18 protein-coding genes are annotated in these 20940 nt (G+C 69.0%); 8 read left to right on the forward strand and 10 right to left on the reverse strand.

Annotated elements, in window-relative coordinates:
• Nucleotides 1–8: 8 nt before the first annotated feature.
• From A4W93_RS11075 to araD1, 8 genes are all read right to left on the reverse strand, one after another.
• Nucleotides 9–1052 (reverse strand): ABC transporter permease, encoded by a 1044-nt coding sequence (locus tag A4W93_RS11075; protein ID WP_237357759.1) that lies wholly within the window; start codon nt 1050–1052, stop codon nt 9–11.
• Complete coding sequence (locus tag A4W93_RS11080; RefSeq protein WP_085750660.1) at nt 1049–2572, reverse strand: sugar ABC transporter ATP-binding protein; 1524 nt, start codon at nt 2570–2572, stop codon at nt 1049–1051. Before A4W93_RS11080 ends, A4W93_RS11075 begins: the two co-directional genes overlap by 4 nt.
• Nucleotides 2569–3771 (reverse strand): multiple monosaccharide ABC transporter permease, encoded by a 1203-nt coding sequence (mmsB, locus tag A4W93_RS11085; RefSeq protein WP_085750661.1) that lies wholly within the window; start codon nt 3769–3771, stop codon nt 2569–2571. Before mmsB ends, A4W93_RS11080 begins: the two co-directional genes overlap by 4 nt.
• A gap of 4 nt (nt 3772–3775) precedes the next feature.
• Nucleotides 3776–5305 (reverse strand): multiple monosaccharide ABC transporter ATP-binding protein, encoded by a 1530-nt coding sequence (gene mmsA / locus A4W93_RS11090; protein WP_085750662.1) that lies wholly within the window; start codon nt 5303–5305, stop codon nt 3776–3778.
• Between the two features lie 82 nt (nt 5306–5387).
• Entirely contained in the window at nt 5388–6458 is a 1071-nt protein-coding gene (gene chvE, locus A4W93_RS11095; protein WP_085750663.1) for a multiple monosaccharide ABC transporter substrate-binding protein, read from the reverse strand.
• A gap of 22 nt (nt 6459–6480) precedes the next feature.
• Nucleotides 6481–7446 (reverse strand): ABC transporter substrate-binding protein, encoded by a 966-nt coding sequence (locus tag A4W93_RS11100; protein WP_085750664.1) that lies wholly within the window; start codon nt 7444–7446, stop codon nt 6481–6483.
• 104 nt (nt 7447–7550) lie between these two features.
• The gene (locus A4W93_RS11105; RefSeq protein WP_085750665.1) at nt 7551–8990 is read right to left on the reverse strand and encodes an aldehyde dehydrogenase family protein; all 1440 of its coding nucleotides are present in this window, start codon (nt 8988–8990) and stop codon (nt 7551–7553) included.
• Nucleotides 8991–9001: 11 nt separating this feature from the next.
• Nucleotides 9002–9997: an AraD1 family protein gene (gene araD1, locus A4W93_RS11110; protein ID WP_085750666.1), complete on the reverse strand. Its 996-nt coding sequence runs from the start codon at nt 9995–9997 to the stop codon at nt 9002–9004.
• A 114-nt stretch (nt 9998–10111) separates the two neighbouring features.
• Here araD1 and A4W93_RS11115 point away from each other — a divergent pair, with 114 nt between their 5' ends.
• Nucleotides 10112–11080, forward strand: a complete 969-nt coding sequence (locus A4W93_RS11115) for a LysR family transcriptional regulator (protein WP_085750667.1) — start codon at nt 10112–10114, stop codon at nt 11078–11080.
• A 6-nt stretch (nt 11081–11086) separates the two neighbouring features.
• Here the strand turns inward: A4W93_RS11115 and A4W93_RS11120 are convergent, their stop codons facing one another.
• Nucleotides 11087–11872, reverse strand: coding sequence for an SDR family NAD(P)-dependent oxidoreductase (locus A4W93_RS11120; protein WP_085750668.1), 786 nt, complete (start codon nt 11870–11872; stop codon nt 11087–11089).
• 144 nt (nt 11873–12016) lie between these two features.
• On the opposite strand from A4W93_RS11120, the gene araD reads away from it, so the two are divergent.
• The 4 genes from araD (at nt 12017) to A4W93_RS11140 (ending at nt 16183) form a co-directional block, all read left to right on the forward strand.
• A complete protein-coding gene (araD, locus tag A4W93_RS11125) occupies nt 12017–13753 on the forward strand; it encodes an L-arabinonate dehydratase (protein WP_085750669.1) in 1737 nt (578 codons plus the stop codon).
• Nucleotides 13750–14658 carry an SMP-30/gluconolactonase/LRE family protein gene (locus A4W93_RS11130; protein ID WP_237357760.1) on the forward strand — a complete coding sequence of 303 codons (909 nt, stop codon included), beginning with the start codon at nt 13750–13752 and terminating at the stop codon, nt 14656–14658. Before araD ends, A4W93_RS11130 begins: the two co-directional genes overlap by 4 nt.
• Before the next feature lie 22 nt (nt 14659–14680).
• Nucleotides 14681–15640 carry an aldose 1-epimerase gene (locus A4W93_RS11135; protein ID WP_085750670.1) on the forward strand — a complete coding sequence of 320 codons (960 nt, stop codon included), beginning with the start codon at nt 14681–14683 and terminating at the stop codon, nt 15638–15640.
• Nucleotides 15641–15769: 129 nt separating this feature from the next.
• The gene (locus A4W93_RS11140) at nt 15770–16183 is read left to right on the forward strand and encodes a Fur family transcriptional regulator (protein WP_085750671.1); all 414 of its coding nucleotides are present in this window, start codon (nt 15770–15772) and stop codon (nt 16181–16183) included.
• 6 nt (nt 16184–16189) lie between these two features.
• Here A4W93_RS11140 and A4W93_RS30685 read toward each other — a convergent pair whose 3' ends face one another.
• Nucleotides 16190–17743, reverse strand: a complete 1554-nt coding sequence (locus A4W93_RS30685) for a methyl-accepting chemotaxis protein (protein WP_169726530.1) — start codon at nt 17741–17743, stop codon at nt 16190–16192.
• A gap of 174 nt (nt 17744–17917) precedes the next feature.
• On the opposite strand from A4W93_RS30685, the gene A4W93_RS11150 reads away from it, so the two are divergent.
• The 3 genes from A4W93_RS11150 (at nt 17918) to A4W93_RS11160 (ending at nt 20919) form a co-directional block, all read left to right on the forward strand.
• Entirely contained in the window at nt 17918–18964 is a 1047-nt protein-coding gene (locus A4W93_RS11150) for a L,D-transpeptidase (RefSeq protein WP_085754128.1), read from the forward strand.
• A 112-nt stretch (nt 18965–19076) separates the two neighbouring features.
• Nucleotides 19077–20162, forward strand: a complete 1086-nt coding sequence (locus A4W93_RS11155; RefSeq protein ID WP_157782145.1) for an acyltransferase family protein — start codon at nt 19077–19079, stop codon at nt 20160–20162.
• Complete coding sequence (locus A4W93_RS11160; RefSeq protein WP_157131634.1) at nt 20146–20919, forward strand: hypothetical protein; 774 nt, start codon at nt 20146–20148, stop codon at nt 20917–20919. Before A4W93_RS11155 ends, A4W93_RS11160 begins: the two co-directional genes overlap by 17 nt.
• Nucleotides 20920–20940: the final 21 nt, after the last annotated feature.

Here is a 20940-nt window from a genome sequence, read left to right on the forward strand (position 1 = left end):
GGCCGTGTTCATGCGGAGGCTCCTCCCACCGGCGGACGCTGCACCAGCTGGCGGAGGCTCGCGCGGAACTCGGCCGACTGCAGCAGCATCACCGCGAACACCACCGCGGCCTTGACCACGAGGTTGACCTCGGGCGGCACGCCCAGCGAGTAGATCGCGTAGGTGAGGGTCTGGATGATCAGCGCGCCGATCACGCTGCCGGCGAGGCTGAAGCGACCGCCGGTGAGCAGCGTGCCGCCGAGCGTGACCGCGAGGATGGCGTCGAGTTCGAGCAGCTGGCCCGCGTTGTTGCCGTCCGCGCTCTTGACGTTCGAGCTGATCAGCAGCCCGGCCACGCCGGCGCACACGCCGCAGAACGCGTACACCCACACCGTGATGCTGCGGGCCTTGACCCCGGCCACGCGCGCGGCCGCCGGGTTGATGCCCACCGACTGGATGAACAGGCCGAGCGCCGTGCGCGACATCGCGAGCGACACCAGCAGGTAGACGGCCGCGACGATGAACACCGAGAACGGCAACCCGAGCAGGTAGCCGCTGCCGATGAAGAAGTAGGGCCCGTAGTAGATCGTGATGATCTGGCCGTTGGTGATCAGCTGTGCGATGCCGCGGCCGGCCACCATCAGGATCAGCGTGGCGATGATGGGCTGCATACCCACCTTCGCCACGAGGAACCCGTTCCACACGCCACACACCAGCGCGACGCCGAGCGCCGCGGCGATGGCCACGGGCATGGGGAAGCGGCTCACGTGCGTGGCCACGCCGTCGTTCACGACGAGCGTGCCGCCGATCATCCAGGCGGCCAGCGCCGCGGAGATGGCGACCACCGCGCCCACGGAGATGTCGATGCCCCGCGTGGCGATCACGAGCGTCATGCCCAGCGACACGAGCACGAGCGGTGCGGCGCGGTTGAGGATGTCGATCAGGCTGCCGTAGAGGTGGCCGTCGCGCCAGGACAGGTGCAGGAACTGCGGGTTGAACGTGGCGTTGATGGCCAGCAGCAGCACGAGCGTGACGATCGGCCACACGAGCCGGTGTTTCATCAGCGAGTTCATGGGGTCTCTTCGGCGATCAGGTGGTACACGGCGTGTTCGCCGCTGCCGGCGGGCAGTTCGCCCACCTTGGCGCGGTCGCGCAGCACGGCGATGCGATGCGACACCCGCACCACCTCGGCCATCTCGGACGAGATGAACAGCACCGCCATGCCCTCCTGGGCGAGGCGCAGGATCTCGTCCATGATCTCCTGCTTGGCCGCCACGTCGATGCCGCGGGTGGGTTCGTCGAGGATCAGCACCGACGGTCCGGTGGCCAGCCAGCGCGCGAGCAGCGCCTTCTGCTGGTTGCCGCCGGACAGCAGGCCGATGGGGGTGTCGATGTCGGCCGTCTTGATGCCGAGCGCCTTCACGTACTTGTCGGCCAGCGCGCGTTCCTGGGCCGCCGACAGGCAGCGCTTGAGGCCGGTGCGGGCCTGCAGCGCGAGCACGATGTTCTCGCGCACCGACAGTTCGGCCACGATGCCGTCGGTCTTTCGGTCTTCCGGACACAGCGCGAGGCCGTGGGCCACGGCGTCGGCCGGGGAGTCGAGCTTGACCGCCTTGCCGCGCATGCGCAGTTCGCCCGAGTCGGGCGTGGCCAGGCCGAACAGCAGCCGGGCGAGTTCGGTGCGGCCGGAGCCGAGCAGGCCGCCCAGGCCCACCACCTCGCCCGCGCGCAGCGCCAGGTCGAGCGGCTTGAGCTGGCCGCGCTGGCCGAGGCCGCGGGCCTCGAGCACGGGCTCGCCGTCGGCCGCGGGCACCTGGTCGGGGTCGGCGGTGGCGGCGTCCGCCAGTTCCCGGCCCACCATCGCGGCGATCAACGCCTTCGGTCCCAGGTCTTCCACGCGGTACTCGCCCACGAGGCTGCCATTGCGCAGCACCGTGATGCGGTCGGAGATGGCGTAGACCTGGTCGAGGAAGTGGGTGACGAAGAGGATGGCGAGGCCCTCCTCGCGCAGCCGGCGCAGCACGTCGAACAGCTGCTGCACCTCGCCGGTGTCGAGGCTCGACGTGGGCTCGTCGAGGATCAGCACGCGCGACTCGACGCTGAGCGCGCGGGCGATGGCCACCATCTGCTGCACGGCCACCGGGAACGTGGACAGCGTGCGGGTGACGTCGATGTCGAGGTTCAACCGGCCGAGCAGGTCACGGGCGCGCCGGTTCATGCCGGCCCAGTCGATGCGCCACGCGCCCAGCGGGCCGAGGCGGGGGTAGCGCCCCGCGAAGATGTTCTCGGCCACCGACAGGTTGGGGCAGAGGTTGACCTCCTGGTACACCGTGCTGATGCCGAGCGCCTGGGCCTGCTCCGGCGAGGCCGGCCGCACCGGCTGGCCCGCGAGGGTCATCGCCCCCGCGTCGGCCGCGTACACGCCCGTCAGCACCTTGATGAGGGTGGACTTGCCGGCGCCGTTCTGGCCCATGAGCGCGTGCACCTCGCCCGCGCGCAGGCACAGGCCGGCCTGCTTCAGCACGGGCACGCCGAAGAACTGCTTGTCGATGCCGGAGAGTTCCAGCAGCACGGGGAAGGTGGCGATGGTCATTTGTTCTTGTTGTACACGTCGACGAACACCGCGGCCAGGAGGACCAACCCCTTGATGACCTGCTGGTAGTCGATGCCGATGCCGAGGATGGACATGCCGTTGTTCATCACGCCCATCACGAAGGCGCCGATCACCGCACCCATCACCTTGCCCACGCCGCCCGAGGCCGACGCGCCGCCGATGAAGCAGGCCGCGATGACGTCCAGCTCGAAGCCCACGCCGGCCTTCGGCGTGGCCGTGTTGAGGCGCGCGGCGAACACGAGACCGGCCAGTGCCGCCAGCACGCCCATGTTCACGAAGGTGAGGAAGGACAGGCGTTTCGTGTCGATGCCCGACAGGCGCGCGGCCTTCTCGTTGCCGCCCAGCGCGTAGATGCGCCGGCCGATCGTGGTGCGGCTCGTGACGAAGTCGTAGGCGAGCATCAGCACGGCCATCACGATCAGCACGTTGGGCAGCCCGCGGTACGACGACAGGATCCAGCTGATCAGCACGATCAGCGCGGCGAACACCAGCGTGCGGCCGAGGAAGAAGAAGTAGGGCTCCTCCTCCATGCCGTGCTTGTTCTGGCGGGCCCGGCTGCGCACCTTCGCGGCCACCCAGGCCAGCGCGGCCAGCACGCCGATCGCGAGCGACAGCACGCGCACCGACTCGCCGCCGAACGGGTCGGGCAGGAAACCCGAGCTGATGCGCTGGAAGCCCTCGGGGAACGGACCCACCGACTGGCCCTGCAGCAGCGCGAGGGTGAGGCCCTTGAACACCAGCATGCCCGCGAGCGTGACGATGAACGACGGGATGCGGAAGTACGCGACGAACGCGCCTTGTGCGCCGCCGATCAGTGCGCCGGCCAGCACGCTCAGCACGATGGTGACGAGGAAGTGCACGTGGTACTCGACCATCAGCACCGCGGCGAGCGCGCCGACGAAGCCGACCACCGACCCCACCGACAGGTCGATGTGGCCGGCGACGATCACGAGCAGCATGCCGAGCGCCATGATCACGATGTAGCTGTTCTGCAGGATCAGGTTCGTGAGGTTCAGCGGGCGCATCAGCGTGCCGTCGGTCATGAACTGGAAGAAGCCCATGATGACGATCAGCGACGCGAGCATGCCGTACTCGCGGAAGTTGTTCTTCAGGAAGCCGGCGTAGGAGCGCGCGGGCGGCTGCTGCGCGGGGGAAGGGGAGGGGATGGCGTTGTCCATGATGTCAGTGGCTCGAGGTGACGATCGCGCGCATGATCTTTTCCTGGGTGGCTTCGGCCGCGGGGAATTCGCCCACGAACCGGCCCTCGTTCATCACGCAGATCCGGTCGCACATGCCGAGCAGCTCGGGCATCTCCGACGAGATCATCACGATGCATTTGCCCTGCGCGGCAAGCTCGGCCACGAGGGAGTAGATCTCGTACTTGGCGCCCACGTCGATGCCGCGCGTGGGCTCGTCGAGGATGAGCACCTCCGGCGTGGTGAACAGCCACTTGCCGAGCACCACCTTCTGCTGGTTGCCGCCCGACAGGTTCACCACCTTCTGCATCACGCTCGCGCAGCGGATGCGCAGGCTGCGCTTGTAGTCCTGGGCCACGCCGAACTCGCGGGCCGCGTCCACCACGCCGTGGCGCGACACGCCGGAGAGGTTCGCGAGGCTGATGTTCTCGCGGATGGGTTCCTCGAGCACGAGGCCGAGGCCCTTGCGGTCTTCGGTGACGTAGGCGATGCCGTGCTGGATGGCCTTGCGCACGGTGGAGACGTCGATGACCTGGCCGCCCAGCCGCACCTCGCCCGTGATGTGCTGGCCGTACGAACGGCCGAACACGCTCATCGCGAACTCGGTGCGCCCGGCGCCCATCAGGCCGGCGATGCCCACGATCTCGCCGCGGCGTGCGTGGAAGTCCACGCCGCGGATCACCTCGCGGTCGGCGTGCACCTCGTGGAACACGCGCCAGTCGCTGACCTCGAACACGACGTCGCCGACGTTCGGGGTGCGCTTCGGATAGCGGTCGGCCATCTCGCGGCCCACCATGCTGCGGATCACGTGGTCCTCGCTCGCGGGGGCCTCGCGGCAGTCGATGGCGTCCACCGTGCGGCCGTCGCGCAGCACGGTGATCGAGTCGGCCACCTTGGCGATCTCGTTGAGCTTGTGCGAGATCAGGATGCAGGAGATGCCCTGGGACTTCAGGCCCAGCAGCAGCGCGAGCAGCGCGTCGCTGTCGCTTTCGTTGAGGCTCGCGGTGGGTTCGTCGAGGATGAGCAGGCGCACGTCCTTCGACAGCGCCTTCGCGATCTCGACCAGCTGCTGCTTGCCCACGCCCAGTTGCGTGACCGGCGTGGCGGGCGACTCGGCCAGGCCCACCTTGCGCAGCAGGTCGCGGGTGCGGGAGAAGGTGGCCTCGGCGTCGATCACGCCGTACCGCTGTTGTTCGTTGCCGAGGAACAGGTTCTCGGCGATGGACAGGAGCGGCACGAGCGCCAGCTCCTGGTGGATGATGATGATGCCGAGGGCTTCGCTCTCGGCGATGTCGCGGAAGTGGCGGTCCTGGCCGTCGAAGCGGATCTCGCCGCTGAAGCTGCCGCTGGGGTAGACGCCGCTCAGCACCTTCATCAGCGTGGACTTGCCCGCGCCGTTTTCGCCGACCACGGCGTGGATCTCGCCGGGCTGCACGCGCAAGTCCACCCCGTCCAGCGCCTTGACGCCGGGGAAGGTCTTGCGGATGTCCCGCATCTCGAGCAGGGCTTCGGTCATCTCGCCTCGGGGTCCTTCGATGAGGGGCTTCTGGAAAAAAGCCCGCCCGCGCGGGGGCGCGGAGCGGGCATGTGGAACACGGTTACTTCAGTTGGCTTTCCGTGTAGTAACCGCTTCCCACCAGCACTTGCTTGTAGTTGGCGACGTCCACGCTCACCGGCTTGAGCAGGTACGACGGCACGACCTTGACCCCGTTGTTGTAGGTCTTCGTGTCGTTGATGGGCACCGTCTTGCCGGTCAGCATCGCGTCCACCATCTGCGCCGCCACCTTCGCGAGCTCGCGGGTGTCCTTGAACACCGTGGCCCGCTGTTCACCGCGGAGCATCGACTTCACCGAGGCGATCTCCGCGTCCTGCCCGGTCACCACCGGGAACGGCTGCTGCGGCGTGCCGTAGCCCACGCCCTTGAGCGACGACAGGATGCCGATGCTCAGGCCGTCGTACGGCGACAGCACGGCGTCCACGCGGCCCTTGGTGTAGAAGGCGCTCAGGATGTTGTCCATGCGCGCCTGCGCCACCGCGCCGTCCCAGCGCAGCGTCGACACCTTCTGCATGCCGACCTGCTTGCTGCCGACGACGAGCTTGCCGCTGTCGATGTAGGGTTTCAGAACCGACATCGCGCCGTCGTAGAAGAAGAAGGCGTTGTTGTCGTCCGGCGAGCCGCCGAACAGCTCGATGTTGAACGGACCCTTCTTGTTCTTCAGGTCGAGCGCGTGTTCGATGTAGCCGGCCTGCAGCACGCCCACCTGGAAGTTGTCGAACGTGGCGTAGTAGTCCACGTTCTTCGACCCCTTGATGAGCCGGTCGTACGAGACGACCTTGATGCCGCGGTCGGCCGCCTTCTGCAGCGCGTCCGACAGCGTGGTGCCGTCGATGGCGGCGATCACCAGGACCTTCACGCCCTTGGTGATCATGTTCTCCACCTGGGCCAGCTGGTTCGGGATGTCGTCGTCGGCGTACTGCAGGTCGGCCTTGTAGCCCTTTTCCTTCAGGGCCTTGACCATGCTGTCGCCGTCGGCGATCCAGCGGGCGGAGGACTTGGTGGGCATGGACACGCCGATCGTGCCCTTGTCCTGGGCCGCGGCCGGCAGGCTCGCGGCGCCGAAGGCGAGCACGAGCGCGGCCAGCGCGGTGCGGCGCTGAAACTTCTTCATGATGATCTCTCTCCAGGGATGCTCAGTACTTGCGCTTCGGGAACTCGCGGGCGGCCACTTCCATCGGGAAGATGGTCTCCTCGGTCACGATGCGCTTCGGCAGCGACTTGCCGGCCACGAGGTCCTTCGTGGCGCTCATCAGCTGCGGGCCCAGCAGCGGGCTGCATTCGACGGTGACGTCGAGCTTGCCCGCCATCATGGCCTCGAAGGCGCCCTTGACGGCGTCGATCGAGATGATGGTGATGTCCTTCGACGGCTTCATGCCGGCTTCCTCGATGGCCTGGATGGCCCCGATCGCCATGTCGTCGTTGTGCGCGTAGAGCACGTTGATCTTCTTGCCCTCGGCCTTCAGGAAGGCTTCCATCACCTCCTTGCCCTTGGCGCGGGTGAAGTCACCGGTCTGCGAGCGGATGATCTTGATGCGCGGGTCGGCCTTGATGGCTTCCTCGAAGCCCTTCTTGCGGTCGATGGCCGGCGCGGAACCCACGGTGCCCTGCAGCTCGACGACGTTCACGTCACCGGTCTTGCCCTTGACCTTCTCGACGAGCCAGCGGCCCGCCTTGCGGCCTTCCTCGATGAAGTCCGAACCCATGAACGTCACGTACAGCGACGTGTCCTTGCTGTCGACGGCGCGGTCGGTGAGGATCACCGGGATCTTCGCGGCCTTGGCTTCACGCAGCACGGTGTCCCAGCCCGACTCCACCACCGGCGAGAAGGCGATCACGTCGACCTTCTGCGCGATGAACGAGCGGATCGCCTTGATCTGGTTCTCCTGCTTCTGCTGCGCGTCGGAGAACTTCAGCTCGATGCCCGCTTCCTTGGCCGCGGCCTTGATGGATTCGGTGTTGGCGGTGCGCCATTCGCTCTCGGCGCCGATCTGACTGAAACCAAGCACGATCTTCTTCTGCGCGAAGCCAGTCAGGGGCCACGCGGTGGTCAACGAAGCAGCGGCGAGCGCTGCAAACAGGGTGCGTCTTTGGAATTTCATGGAAGTCCTCGCAAGGGTTTGGATGGCCTGCGGTCTCGTGCCGCAGTGTCGAACGGGGTCGGGGGTGGGGCTCTCTCCTTCGTGAACGGAAAACGGGTCGCGCGTCAGGCCAGGGTGTAGGCCGTCTTCACGGTGGTGTAGAACTCGGCCGCGTAGCGGCCCTGCTCGCGCGACCCGTGGCTGGACTCCTTGCGTCCGCCGAAGGGCACGTGATGGTCGACGCCAGCGGTGGGGAGGTTGACCATCGTCATCCCCACTTGTGCATGGCGCTTGAAATGCGTTGCGTGTTTCAGCGACGTGGTGCAGATGCCGGCGCACAGACCGAACGGGGTGTCGTTGGCGAGGGCCAGCGCATGCTCGTAGCCTTCCGCTCGGATCACGCAGGCGACGGGGCCGAAGATCTCCTCGCGCGCCACGCGGTGTTGCGGCTGGGCGAGGAAGAGGGCCGGGCTCATGTAGTGGCCGCGCGTCTGGCGCTGCAGCGTGTCGCCGCCCACGAGGTGTTCGGCGCCTTCCTCGCGGGCGATGGCGAGGTAGCCGAGGTTCTGCTCGAGCTGGTGTTCGTCCGCCACCGGGCCGATCTGCGTGTCGCGGTGCAGCGCGTGGCCCACCTTGAGGGCGGCGGTGCGTTCGCGCAGGCGGGTGACGAAGCGGTCGTGGATGGGGGCGTCGACGATCAGGCGGCTCGACGCCGTGCAGCGCTGGCCGGTCGAGAAGAAGGCGCCCTGCAGCGCGCAGTCCACCGCCTGTTCCAGGTCGGCATCGGCCATCACGACGAGCGGGTTCTTGCCGCCCATCTCGAGCTGCACCTTCGCACCGCGTTCGGCCGTGCCCTTGAGGATCTGGCGGCCCGTGCCCACCGAGCCGGTGAAGCTGATGGCGTCGACCAGCGGACTGTCGACGAGCGCCTGGCCCACCTGGCGGCCGCTGCCCATCACGAGGTTGAACACACCGGCCGGCAGCGATGCGCGGCTGATGATCTCGGCCAGCGCCCAGCCGCAGGCAGGCACCAGTTCGGCCGGTTTGAAGACCACGCTGTTGCCGAAGGCCAGCGCCGGGGCGATCTTCCAGGCGGGGATCGCGAAGGGGAAGTTCCACGGGGCGATGATCCCGACCACGCCCACGGGCTCGCGGGTCACCTCCACGTCGACGCCGGGGCGCACCGACGGCAGCCGCTCGCCACCCAGCCGCAGGGCCTCGCCGGCGAAGAACTTGAAGATGTTGCCCGCGCGGGCCACTTCGCCGATGCCTTCCGGCAGTGTCTTGCCTTCCTCGCGCGCCAGCAGTTCGCCGAGTTCGGTGCGGCGCGCGAGCAGTTCGGTGCCGATCTGGTCGAGCGCGTCGGCGCGGCGCTGCGGCGTGCTGAGTGCCCACGAGGCGAGCGCGTCGGCCGCGGCGCGGATCGCGTTGTCGGTCTGGCTGCGGTCGGCCCGCGCGTACTCGGCCACCACCTCGTCGAGGTCCGACGGGTTCGTGCTGATGCCGGTGGTGACCCCGGTCTCCCAGCGGCCGTTGAAGTAGTTCTTGCAGGCGAGGGTGGCCATGGTCGGCTCGCTCAGAGGGCCTTCACGCCGCCGATGCCGAACCCGGCGTCGGCCACGGCCAGCGGATTCACGAGCGCGGCGCCCAGGTCGGGCAGGTCGATCTCGAAGCGGTCGCCCGGTTCGACGCGGATGCCGTCGGCGAAGCTCAGCGTCGAGGTGCCGAAGAAGTGCAGGTGCACGTCGCCGGGGCGGCGGTGGGCCGCGTACTTGAAGTGGTGGTACTCCAGGTTGGCGATCGTGTGGCTCATGTTCGCCTCGCCGGTCAGGAAGGCCTTCTCCCAGACCACGATGTCGCCGCGGCGCACGCGGCTGGTGCCGGCCAGGTGGTCGGGCAGGGCGCCGGTGCGAAGTTCGGGGCCCACGGCGCAGGCGCGCAGCTTCGAATGGGCGAGGTAGAGGTAGTTCTGGCGTTCGGTGACGTGGTCGGAGAACTCGTTGCCGATGGCGAAGCCGAGGCGGTGCGGCGTGCCGTCGGCGCCGATCACGTACAGGCCCACGAGTTCGGGCTCCTCGCCGCCGTCGAGTGCGAACGACGGGCTCTCGAGCGGGGCGCCGGGGGCGGCGACGATCTGGCCGTCGCCCTTGTAGAACCACTCGGGCTGCACGCCGGGCTCGCCCCCCTTGGGCTTGCCGCCGTCGAGGCCCCACTTGAACATGCGCATCGAGTCGGACAGCGTCGTCTCGTCGGAGGACAGCTTGTGGTGCATCGCGTCGCGGGTGGCGGCGCTGCCGAGGTGGGTGAGGCCGGTGCCGGTGACGAGGCAGTGGGCCGGGTCGCGGTGGGTGAGGGGCGGCAGCACGCGGCCGTCGGCCAGCAGGCGGGTGTAAGGCAGTTCGCCGCCGGCCGTTTCGGTCACGGCCTCGAGCGTGGTGCCGCGGGCCAGGGCCGCCATGGCCAGGTCGTAGGTGCTGCGGTGGTGGGCGACACGCCGCAGGGACCGGCCGGACGTGTCCACCTGTCCGAGGTTCGGGGCGCCGTCGTCGTCGATGAACTGGATCAGTCGCATGGGGTTCGGGAAAGCCATCAGATCAAGGTGGCGCATCGTACGAACCGCTGGGATATCTTTCTAATAGAAATTTGCTCGCTTCCGATATACGATCTTGAATCGACGTAAACCCTTATGACGAACTACACCCACTGGTTCATCCGTGCCCGCCTCAAGACGCGCCAACTGCTGCTGCTCGTGGCCCTGGCGGAGGAGGGCAACATCCATCGCGCCGCCCAGGTGCTGAACATGACCCAGCCGGCGGCCTCCAAGCTGCTGAAGGACCTGGAGGACGTGCTCGAGGTGTCGCTCTTCGAGCGGCTGCCGCGCGGCATGCGGCCCACCTGGTACGGGGAAACCATGATCCGGCACGCCCGCGTCGCGCTCGCGAGCCTGAACCAGGCCCACGACGAGGTCGAGGCGCTGAAGGCGGGGCGGTTCGGGCAGGTGAGCGTCGGGTCCATCACGGCGCCGGGGCTCGTGCTGCTGCCGCCGGCGGTGGCGCTGGTCAAGCAGGAGCATCCGAGCCTGCGGGTGTCGCTGCAGATCGAGACCAGCGACGTGCTGATGGAGCGGCTGGTGCACGGCAAGCTCGACATGCTGGTGTCGCGCCTCTTCGCCCAGCACGACAAGAGCGACCTGCGCTACGAGGTGCTGACCGAGGAGCCCGTGAGCGCCATCACCCGGCCGGGCCACCCGCTGCTGAACGTGGCCAACCTGACGCTGCGCGACGCGTTGAGCGCCGGCTGGATCGTGCCGCCGGTGGGCAGCATCCTGCGCCATCGGTTCGAGCTGATGTTCCAGGAGGTGGGGCTCGAGCCGCCCATCAACGTCATCGAGACGTCGGCCCTGCTGTTCACCACGAAGATGCTGCAGCAGAGCGACATGATCGGTGTCGTGGCCACCGACGTGGCGCGCTACTACGCGGCGCACGGCATCGTCTCCATCCTCCCGATGGAGCTGCCGTGCCACATGGACACCTTCGGCATCATCACCCGCACCGACAAGCTGCTGTCACCCGCGGCGAAGGTGATGCTCAAGGCGCTGAAGACCACCGCCACGAGCGTGTACGGCAGCCGGTTCGATCCGCTGTCGGTGGACTGAGCCGGCTCAGCTCCAGCCCGCGTCCACCTTGAACTCCTGCGCGGTGCACATCGCCGCGTCGTCGGAGGCCAGGAACAGCACCATGCGTGCGACGTCGGAAGGTTGCAGCTTGTCGGGCAGGCACTGGTTGCGCGCCAGGGCGGCCTCGCCCTCGGCGTCGAGCCACAGCTTGACCTGCCGCTCCGTCATGACCCAGCCCGGCGACACCGTGTTGACGCGGATGCGGTCTGCCCCCAGGCTCGCGGCGAGCCCGCGCGTGAGCCCGTTCACCGACGACTTCGCGATCGCGTAGCAGGGGTAGCCGCCGCTCTTGGTCTGCCAGCCGGTCGAGCCGAGGTTGATGACGGAGCCGCCGCCCAGGCGCCTCATGCCGGGCGCCACCGCCTGGATCGCGAAGAAGGCCGGGCGTTCGTTGATGGCGACCCGCTCGTCGTAGTACGCCGGCGTGACCGATTCCAGCGTGTGCCGGTCGTCGCTCGCGACGTTGTTCACCAGCGCGGCGAAGTCGCCGCCCAGCGCGGCTGCGCCATCGGTCACCGCCTGCTGCAGCGCGGTGACGTCGCGCACGTCGCACACGCGCCACCACGGGGCGGGATGCCCGGCGACGGCGAGGGATGCCGCCAGGTCGCGGCTCGGTGCCTCGGCGATGTCGACGAACGCGACGTGAGCACCCTGCTCGGCGAAGGCGGACACCATGGCGGCGCCGATGCCGGTGCCGCCCCCGGTGATGAACACGCGGCGGCCCTGCAGGCTGGGGTACCGGGCGAGGCTGGAAGTGAGGTTCGAGGCCATGAAATCCTGTAGCTATTGCAAAGTAGGTATGTCAGGGTGTTAATTTCTTATTTTTCTATCATCAATGTGCCTTGCTAGGATCCGCCGCGTCAAGGGGCTTGTGAATGTGAGCCGCCGCCCACCGATCCGAAGGACACGCACGCAATGGATTCCCAGAAGCCCAAGCCCAAGTACCCGTTCCGCCGCAGCCAGGCCTGGTTCGGCAAGCAGGACCGCGACGGGTTCATGCACCGCAGCTGGATCAAGAACCAGGGTTACCCGCACGACGAATTCGATGGCCGTCCGGTCATCGGCATCTGCAACACCTGGAGTGAACTGACCCCCTGCAACGGCCATTTCCGCCAGCTGGCCGAGTTCGTCAAGCGCGGCGTCTACGAGGCCGGCGGGTTCCCGCTCGAGTTCCCGGTGATGTCGCTCGGCGAGACGCAGCTGCGTCCCACCGCGATGCTGTTCCGCAACCTCGCGAGCATGGACGTCGAGGAGTCGATCCGCGGCAACCCGATCGACGGCGTCGTGTTGCTGATGGGCTGCGACAAGACCACGCCGTCGCTGATGATGGGCGCCGCCAGCTGCGACCTGCCCACCATCGGCCTGTCGGGCGGGCCCATGCTCAACGGCAAGTTCCGGGGCAAGGACATCGGCTCGGGCACCGGGGTGTGGCAGATGTCGGAGATGGTGCGGGCCGGCGAGATGACGATGGACGAATTCACCGCGGCGGAGTCGTGCATGCACCGTTCGAGCGGAACCTGCATGACAATGGGAACCGCTTCCACCATGGCCAGCATGGTGGAAGCGCTCGGGATGTCGCTGCCGGAAAACGCGGCGATCCCGGCCGCCGACACCCGGCGCAACCGCCTGGCGCAACTCACGGGTCGCAGAATCGTCGAGATGGTCAACGAAGATCTCCGCATGTCGAAGATCCTGACGCGTCAGGCCTTCGAGAACGCCATCCGCACCAATGCGGCCATCGGCGGATCGACCAATGCGGTGATCCACCTGCTGGCCATCGCGGGCCGCATCGGCGTGAAGCTCACGCTCGACGACTTCGACCGCCTCGGCGCCGAGGTGCCGTGCCTGCTGAACCTGCAGCCATCGGGCAAGTACCTGATGGAAGACTTCTACTACGCGGGCGGCCTGCCCGCGGTGCTGCGCGACATCACGCCGCTGCTGCACACCGAGGCGCTCACGGTCAACGGTCACACGATCGGCGAGAACATCGCCGACGCGCCGAACTACAACCGCGAGGTGATCCAGTCGCCCGAGTCGCCCTTCATGCCGGCGGCCGGCATCGCCGTGCTGCGCGGCAACCTCGCGCCCGACGGCGCGGTGATCAAACCGTCGGCGGCATCCGCCCACCTGCTCAAGCACCGAGGCCGCGCCGTGGTGTTCGAGAACGCGGAAGACTTCCACGCGCGCATCGACGACGAGGAACTCGACGTCGACGAACACTGCGTGCTGGTGCTGAAGAACTGCGGCCCGAAGGGCTACCCCGGCATGGCCGAAGTGGGCAACATGCCGCTGCCACCGAAGGTGCTGCGCAAGGGCATCACCGACATGGTCCGCATCTCCGACGCCCGCATGAGCGGCACGGCGTACGGCACCGTGGTGCTGCACACGTCGCCCGAAGCCGCGGCCGGCGGGCCGCTCGCGCTCGTGCGCAACGGCGACATGATCGAACTCGACGTGGCGGCGCGACGGCTGCACGTCGAGGTCTCCGACGAGGAGTTCGCGCGCCGGCGTGCCGAGTGGGTCGCCCCCGAGGTGCCCAAGCGCGGCTGGTACAAGCTCTACGTCGAACACGTCCAGCAGGCCCACCTGGGCGCCGACCTCGATTTCCTGGTTGGCGGCAGCGGGGCCGGCGTTCCCAGGGAATCTCATTGAACACGCCTCTCTCCTCCCCGAATATTCTCGGCGCCGTGCGGTGCCTGTGGCCCGCCGGCGCGACGCTCGGCGAGGGCACGATGTGGTCGCCCGGCGAGCAATCGCTCTACTGGGTCGACATCCTCGAACGCACGCTGTACCGGTACCACCCGGCCACCGGCGCGCGCGCGAGCTGGAAGTTCGAGGAGGAGATCTCGGCGCTGGCCGAACGTGCGAACGCGCCGGGCCTGATCGTCACGCTGCGTCGTGGTTTCGCGTTCTTCGATCCGTCCACCGAGCGGTTGACGAGGCTGCACGAACCCGAGCCGGACCGGGTGGGCAACCGCTTCAATGACGGCAAGTGCGATGCCCAGGGCCGCTTCTGGGCCGGCACGATGGACTTCGGCGCGACCCATCCCACCGGTGCGATGTATCGCTACGAGGCCGATGGTTCGTGCACGCGGCTCGACGACGGCTACGCGGTGTCGAACGGTCCCACGTGGTCGGCCGACGGCCGCACGATGTACTTCAACGACACGGTCCACCAGCAGGTCAACGCGTTCGACCTCGACCCGGCCACCGGCGCGGTGTCGAACAAGCGGCCCTGGCTGAAGTTCGGCCCGGGGGAGGGCTATCCCGACGGCATGACCACCGATGCGGCGGGCCGCCTCTGGATCTGCCACTGGGGCGGGTCGCGCGTGACGTGCCATGATCCCGTGACCGCGCAGGAGCTCGCCCGCGTGGACCTGCCGACGGCCCACATCACCAACGTCGCGTTCGGCGGCCCTGACTTCCGCACCCTGTTCATCACCAGTGCCCGGTACGAACTGACCGAGGCGCAGCTCGCCGAGCAGCCGCTGGCGGGTTCCCTGTTCGCCGTCGAGATCGACAGCCCGGGGCAGGCGCCCCATCGTTTCGCGGGTTGATCCCGCGGGGAGGTTCCCTGTCATGTTCGCCACTGCCGAGCCGCGCCACGACGCGGCGTCCGACACCGCCGCGTCCCGCCACGAGACCGTGTGGCTCCACCACGCCGGACAGCGCCTGGGCCTCGTCCCGAGCCTCGGAGGCGGCGTGGCCGCGTGGCAGCTCGAACGCCCCGAGGGCCTGCTGGACCTGTGGCGGCCGTGGGACGGCCGGACCGAGGACCGCTACACGCTGGCCTCGTTCGCGATGGTGCCGTGGTCGAACCGCATCAGCGCGGGCGGCTTCGAGCACAACGGCAAATTCCATCCGATGGAACCCAACCGCGAGGGCGAGCCGTACCCGATCCATGGCGACGGCTGGCTGCAGCCGTGGACCTTCACGCAGCGCCGCTGCGACACCATCGAGATGTCGCTCGAATCGCATGGCCACGGCGGCAACCCGTACGACTACCACGCGGTGCAGACGTTCACCCTGGTGGACGGCGGCCTCGACCAGGCGGTGCAGGTCACGCACATGGGCCGGCAGCCGCTGCCCTACGGCCTCGGCCTGCACCCGTGGTTCCCGCGCACGCCCGGCACGCGCCTGACGGCACCCGTACGGGGCGTCTGGCTGAGCGGCGACGATCCCATCCCCACCCGGCACACCGAGGACTTCCCCGCGACGTGGGACCTGCGGGACGCGGCCGACGTGAACGGCAGCCTGATCGACAACGCGTACAGCGGCTGGCCCGGCGAGGCGCTGATCCAGTGGCCCGAGCGGGGCCTGGAGATGACGATGGTGGTGACGTCGCTGCAGCGCTACTGCGCCGAAGGTCACTGCCTGCTGTACCGCCCGCCGCACGGCGAGTCGTTCTGCTTCGAGCCGGTGACCCACCCGATCGACGCGTTCCATCTGCCCGGACGGCCCGGGCTCGAATCCCTGCGGATGGGCGACAGCCTGAGCCTGTCGGTGCAATGGCGCGTGCGCCCGACGACCCGCGGCTGAATCCCGCAAATGAAAATTATTCGCATTGGCGGCTATACTGGAACACCGCTGCGGTGACCGCAGGAGGGGCCCGATGAGGCCCGGCCCGCGGCGGAGCATCGTGCACTCATTCCAGAACACCACCAGGCCATGGACAACCACCCCTTCGACCTGAAACAGAACGGCCTCAAGGCCACCGCACCGCGGGTCAAGATCCTCGAACTCTTCCAGGCGAGCGACCGCCGCCACCTGTCGGCCGAGGACGTGTACCGCCTCGTGCTGGCGGAAGACGCCGACCTGGGCCTCGCCACGGTCTACCGCGTGCTGCACCAGTTCGAGGAGGCCGGCCTGCTGAAGAAGAGCCAGCTGGGCAACAGCAAGGCCGTCTACGAACTCAACGATGGCGAGCGCCACCACGGCCACCTCGTGTGCACGCGCACCGGCGAGGTCAAGGAGTTCTTCGACCCGGCGGTCGAAGCGCGCTTGAAGGAGATCGTCACCGAACTCGGCTACGACCTCTCCGACTACGTCATCACGGCGTACGGCCTGCCGAAGCGGGCCTGAGGGCGATCAGCTCCCGAGGCGGAACACCGACATCGCCTGCGAGAGCGACTGCGCCTGGTGCTTCAGGCTCTCGGCGGCCGCCGCGGATTCCTCGACCAGCGCAGCGTTCTGCTGCGTGACCTGGTCGAGCTGGGACACGGCCAGGCCCACCTGGTCGATGCCCTGCGACTGCTCGACGGTGGCCGCGGTGATCTCGGACACGAGGTCGCCCACGCGGCGCACCTGCTGGATGATCTCCTGCATCGTGGCGCCGGCGTCCTCCACTTGGCGCGAGCCGTCGGCGACGCTGGACACGCTGGTCTCGATCAGCGCCTTGATCTCCTTGGCCGACTGCGCGCTGCGCTGGGCGAGGGTGCGCACCTCGCCGGCCACGACCGCGAAGCCGCGGCCCTGCTCGCCGGCGCGAGCGGCTTCCACCGCGGCGTTCAAGGCGAGGATGTTCGTCTGGAACGCGATGCCGTCGATCGTGCCGACGATGTCGGCGATGCGGCGCGACGACTCGGTGATGCCGTTCATCGTGCTCACGACACCGGCCACCACGTCACCGCCCTTCGCCGCCACCTGCGTGGCCTGTTCCGCGAACTGCGAGGCGGCACGGGCGTTGTCGGCGTTGTGGCGCACGGTGGCGGTCAGCTGTTCCATCGAGGCCGCGGTCTGCTGCAGGTTCGACGCCTGCTCCTCGGTGCGCTGGCTCAGGTCGAGGTTGCCGGTGGCGATCTCCGACGAGGCATGCGAGACGGCGTCCACGCCCTTGCGCACGTCGCCGACGACGTTGCGCAGCTGGCCCACCATCTGGCCCAGCGCCACCGAGAGCTGGCCCACTTCGTCGCGGCCCGCGGCGGACGACGTGGTGGCCGAGCGGCTGAGGTCGCCGTCCGCGACGGCCTTCGCGAGGTCGACGGCATCACGCAGCGGCACGGCGATGGCGCGGGTCAGCAGCAGGCCGAGCGCCGTGGCGATGCCCGCGGCGACGACGATCAGGACGGCCATGCCACGCAGGCTGCCTTCGTAGGCGGCCTTCGCGGCGGCGGCGTCCTCCTGGGACAGCCGGTCGTTGTATTCACCGAGCGCCCGCACGGCGTTCAGCGCGGCCTCGAAGGCCTTGCCGCTGCCGTCGACGATCTGGCGCGCCTCGTCGAGGCGTCCGGCCTTCGCGGCCGCGATCAGCGGTGCGTCGATGGCGATGTAGGCGCCCCACGCCGACTGCGCAGCCTCGAACAGCGCGCGTTCCTCGGGCGTGGCGATGGCTTCCTCGTAGATCTTGCTGTACTTCGCGAACTCGTCCTGGGATGCCTTCACGCGTTCGGCGATGGCGTCCACCTTGTCCGGCGCGGCCGTGGTCAGCGCCATCTCGCGGGTGCGCAGGCGCGGCACCCATTCGAGCATGTGGCCGCTGTCGCGGATGCCCGTGAGACGGTACTTCATGATCTCGTCGGTCCGTTCGAACACCTTCGAGAGCTGCCAGCCGGAGAAGCCGGCGAGCAGGAGCATCGTGACCAGCACACACGCGAACGCGCAGGTGAGCTTGGCCCGGACGGACAAGGTGTGGAAGAACATCATGGGGGGTGGGTTTCGCAGGAGGGGAGGGACACACGACGCCCGGACCACGCGGCGCCGTAGGGATTTTCCGGACGACAGGGCCGTGTGCATGGCCCGAAAAGCGGGTTCCGATCCCGCCAGTTCTCGGCAGACCGGTGGCTTGCACCGCCATGGACACCGTCGACAATGGCCGCCATGCCGACCTCCCGCATCCTCCCGTTCCGCCGCCGATGGCTGGCCTCCCTGGGCGCCGTCACGCTGACCTCGCTGCTGCCGGGCCTCGCCCGCGCGGCGCCCGTCTGGGGGGCACCCCGCTCCAGCCCGGTGGACCTGCCCCCGGCCGAACTGAAGGCGGGCCAGTGGATCTGGGCCGGTGACAGCGGGCCGGCCAGTCCGATGGTGGTGGTCGTGAGCCTGAACGAGCAGCGGGCCTACGTCTACCGCAACGGCCTGCTCGAGGCGGTGAGCACGGTCAGCACCGGCAAGCCCGGGCACGCGACGCCCACCGGGGTGTTCACCATCCTGCAGAAGGATCGGAACCACCGCTCGAGCCTCTACAACGACGCGCCGATGCCGTTCCAGGAGCGGCTCACCTGGGACGGCGTGGCGCTGCACGCGGGCGGGCTGCCCGGCTACCCCGAATCGCACGGCTGCGTCCACCTGCCGACCGAGTTCGCCCGCCGCCTCTTCGAGACCACCGCGCTCGGAGTGACCGTCGTGATCGGCAAGGACGGCGTGTCCCCGGCATCGGTGGTGCATCCGACGATGCTGTCGCCCGTGGCCGCCCGCGGGGCCTTCGACGTGGCGCCCGGGCCGCTGGCGGCCGACGAGAACAGCCGGTGGACCCCGGAGGTGGCCCCGGCCGGCCCGGTGTCGCTGGTGCTCAGCAGCCGCGACGAACGGCTGGTGGTGCTGCGGGGCGGCGTCGAGATCGGCCGCACACGCTTCCGGCTGCGGCAGCCCGGTGCGTGGACGGGCACCCACGCGTTCACGATGGCGGCGGCCACAGCAGACGGCGGCGAGCCTCGGTGGATTGCGGTCGGCGTGCCCGGCCACGAGGGCGAGGCGGGTCAGGCGCTGGACCGGGCCGCGATCGACAACGTGGAGATCCCGCCCGCGTTCGTGGCGAGCGTGCTGCCGCTGCTGCAGCCGGGGAGTGTGCTGGTGGCCACCGATGCCCCCATCCTGCCGGGCAGCACGGGCCCGCGGCAGCGTGTGGTGGACGCGGAGCCACCCACCTGAAGATACGAATTCCGACGTAGCGCATTCGGACTCCGCGCGGCGCCGAGCCGCGTCATGCCCCGTGCGCATTCGGAGGCTCCAATCGACCGGACTTTCCGCTTCGAGTCCGCCCATGAATTCTCTCGACGTCACCGCGCCGCTGGGCAGCGAGGTTCCCGCCGCCGCGCCGAGGCCGCTCGCCACGAGCCGGCCCGTGCACCGGCATTCGCTCGAAAACTTCCGTGCCCTCGCGATCCTCTGCGTGATGGTGTGCCACCTGGAATCGATCCGGGACTTCGGCGAGGCGGGCCGGCTGTTCCTGTTCGTGTTCGGCGGCGGCACGACGCTGTTCATCTTCATCTCGGGCTACCTGTTCCATCACACCGAGCACGCACGCTTCGACCACACGGCCTACCTCGGCCGCAAGCTGCGCCACGTGATCTGCCCCTACCTCGTGCTGTCGGTGCCGGTGATCACCGCCGGGTTGCTCGAGTCGCGGGCCGAGGCGTTCGACCTGTCCGCGCCGGCCTATGTGCTGTGGTCGCTGCTGGTCGGCGGATCGCTGGTCAAGACGCTCTGGTTCATTCCCATGATCAGCGTGATCTTCGTGATGACCCCGCTGTTCCACCGCCTCGCGCAGGGGGCGTGGCTGCTGCCGGTCGTGCTGGCGGCCCTCGTGTTCAGCCTGTCTTCGGGACGCCCGGTCGGCAGCCTCAACCCGTTCCTCGGCGCGGCCCACTACCTGGGCTTCTACTTGCTCGGCATCGCCGCGTCGGTCCACGCCGGGCGCATCGCGCGCCTGGCGGAGGGGCGATGGTTCTGGGCGCTGGTGCTGGGCGGCGCTGGGGTGCTCTCGGGCGCGCTGGCGCTCGACCTGGCGCGGGACCCGGGGCCGATGGGGTTCGGCGACGCGCTGGGAACCCTCAACACGGTGCAGTCCGGAAAGCTCGGCCTGCTGGTGGCCGCCTTCCTGCTGATCCACCGGTTCCTCGATCGCCCGAGCGCGGCCTTGAGCCACCTGGCCGACATCAGCTTCGGGCTCTACTTCCTGCACGGTATCCTGGCGGCCGGCCATGGGCGGCTCCTGCGGGGCACCGCGTGGCACCCGCTGCTGGCGCTGGCGGTCGAAGCGGCCGTGGTCATCGGCGTGTCGGTGGTGCTGGTGCACCTGGTGCGCCGGCAGTTCGGACGCCGAAGCCGGTATGTGGTCGGTTGCTAGGGCGGCCTGCCTCGTGGCCGCTGGCCTGCTGGCCGGCACGGCGCATGCGGGCGAGATCCGCATCCTCGTGATCGGGGGCGCGCTGGCCTCGAACTGCAACGCGCACGCGTTCCAGCCCGCGGCCGGTGTCTACCAGCTCGGGCTGGACGGCGCCGAGAAGCCCGCCGGCGACCCGTTCGACTGGGCCGACTGCCAGGGTGGCGCCCAATGGGTGCCGCTGGGCGAGGCCCTGCTCCGCCTCGGCCGGGCGGACCGCGTCGTCTTCCTGCCGGTGGGCGTGCAGCGGGCACGCGCGGCCGACTGGCTGACGGACTCGCCGGCCCGCACGCGGCTGCAGGCTGCGCTCGCGATGGCCCGTGCGCACCACATGCGCTTCGACTACGCGCTGTGGCAGCAGGGCATGGCCGACGCCGGCACCCCGCGCAGCGAACACGCGACCCAGGTCGACGCGGTCATCAAGTCGATCAACCGCCAGGTGCGGATCGGCAAGTGGCTGATCGCCCGGCAGTCCGGGTGCGCGGGCCAGCCCGACCCGGACATCTCCAGCGCCCAGCTCCAGGCCGCGCGCGACCCGCTGCACCGGCGGTTCCCGGGCCCCGACGTCGATGCGCTCGGCGCGGCCTACCGGGTCGACGGGTGCCGTCTCAACCGCGCCGGGCAGGAGGAGATGGCGCGCCGGTGGGTGCGGGCCATGGGCGAGGCGGATGCCGAATACACCCGCTATCAGAAGGAATCGCTGCTGCACTATTTCCGGTGACGGGCCGCGGCGGCGGCAACC

Source organism: Piscinibacter gummiphilus (assembly GCF_002116905.1).
Classification (GTDB): domain Bacteria; phylum Pseudomonadota; class Gammaproteobacteria; order Burkholderiales; family Burkholderiaceae_C; genus Rhizobacter; species Rhizobacter gummiphilus.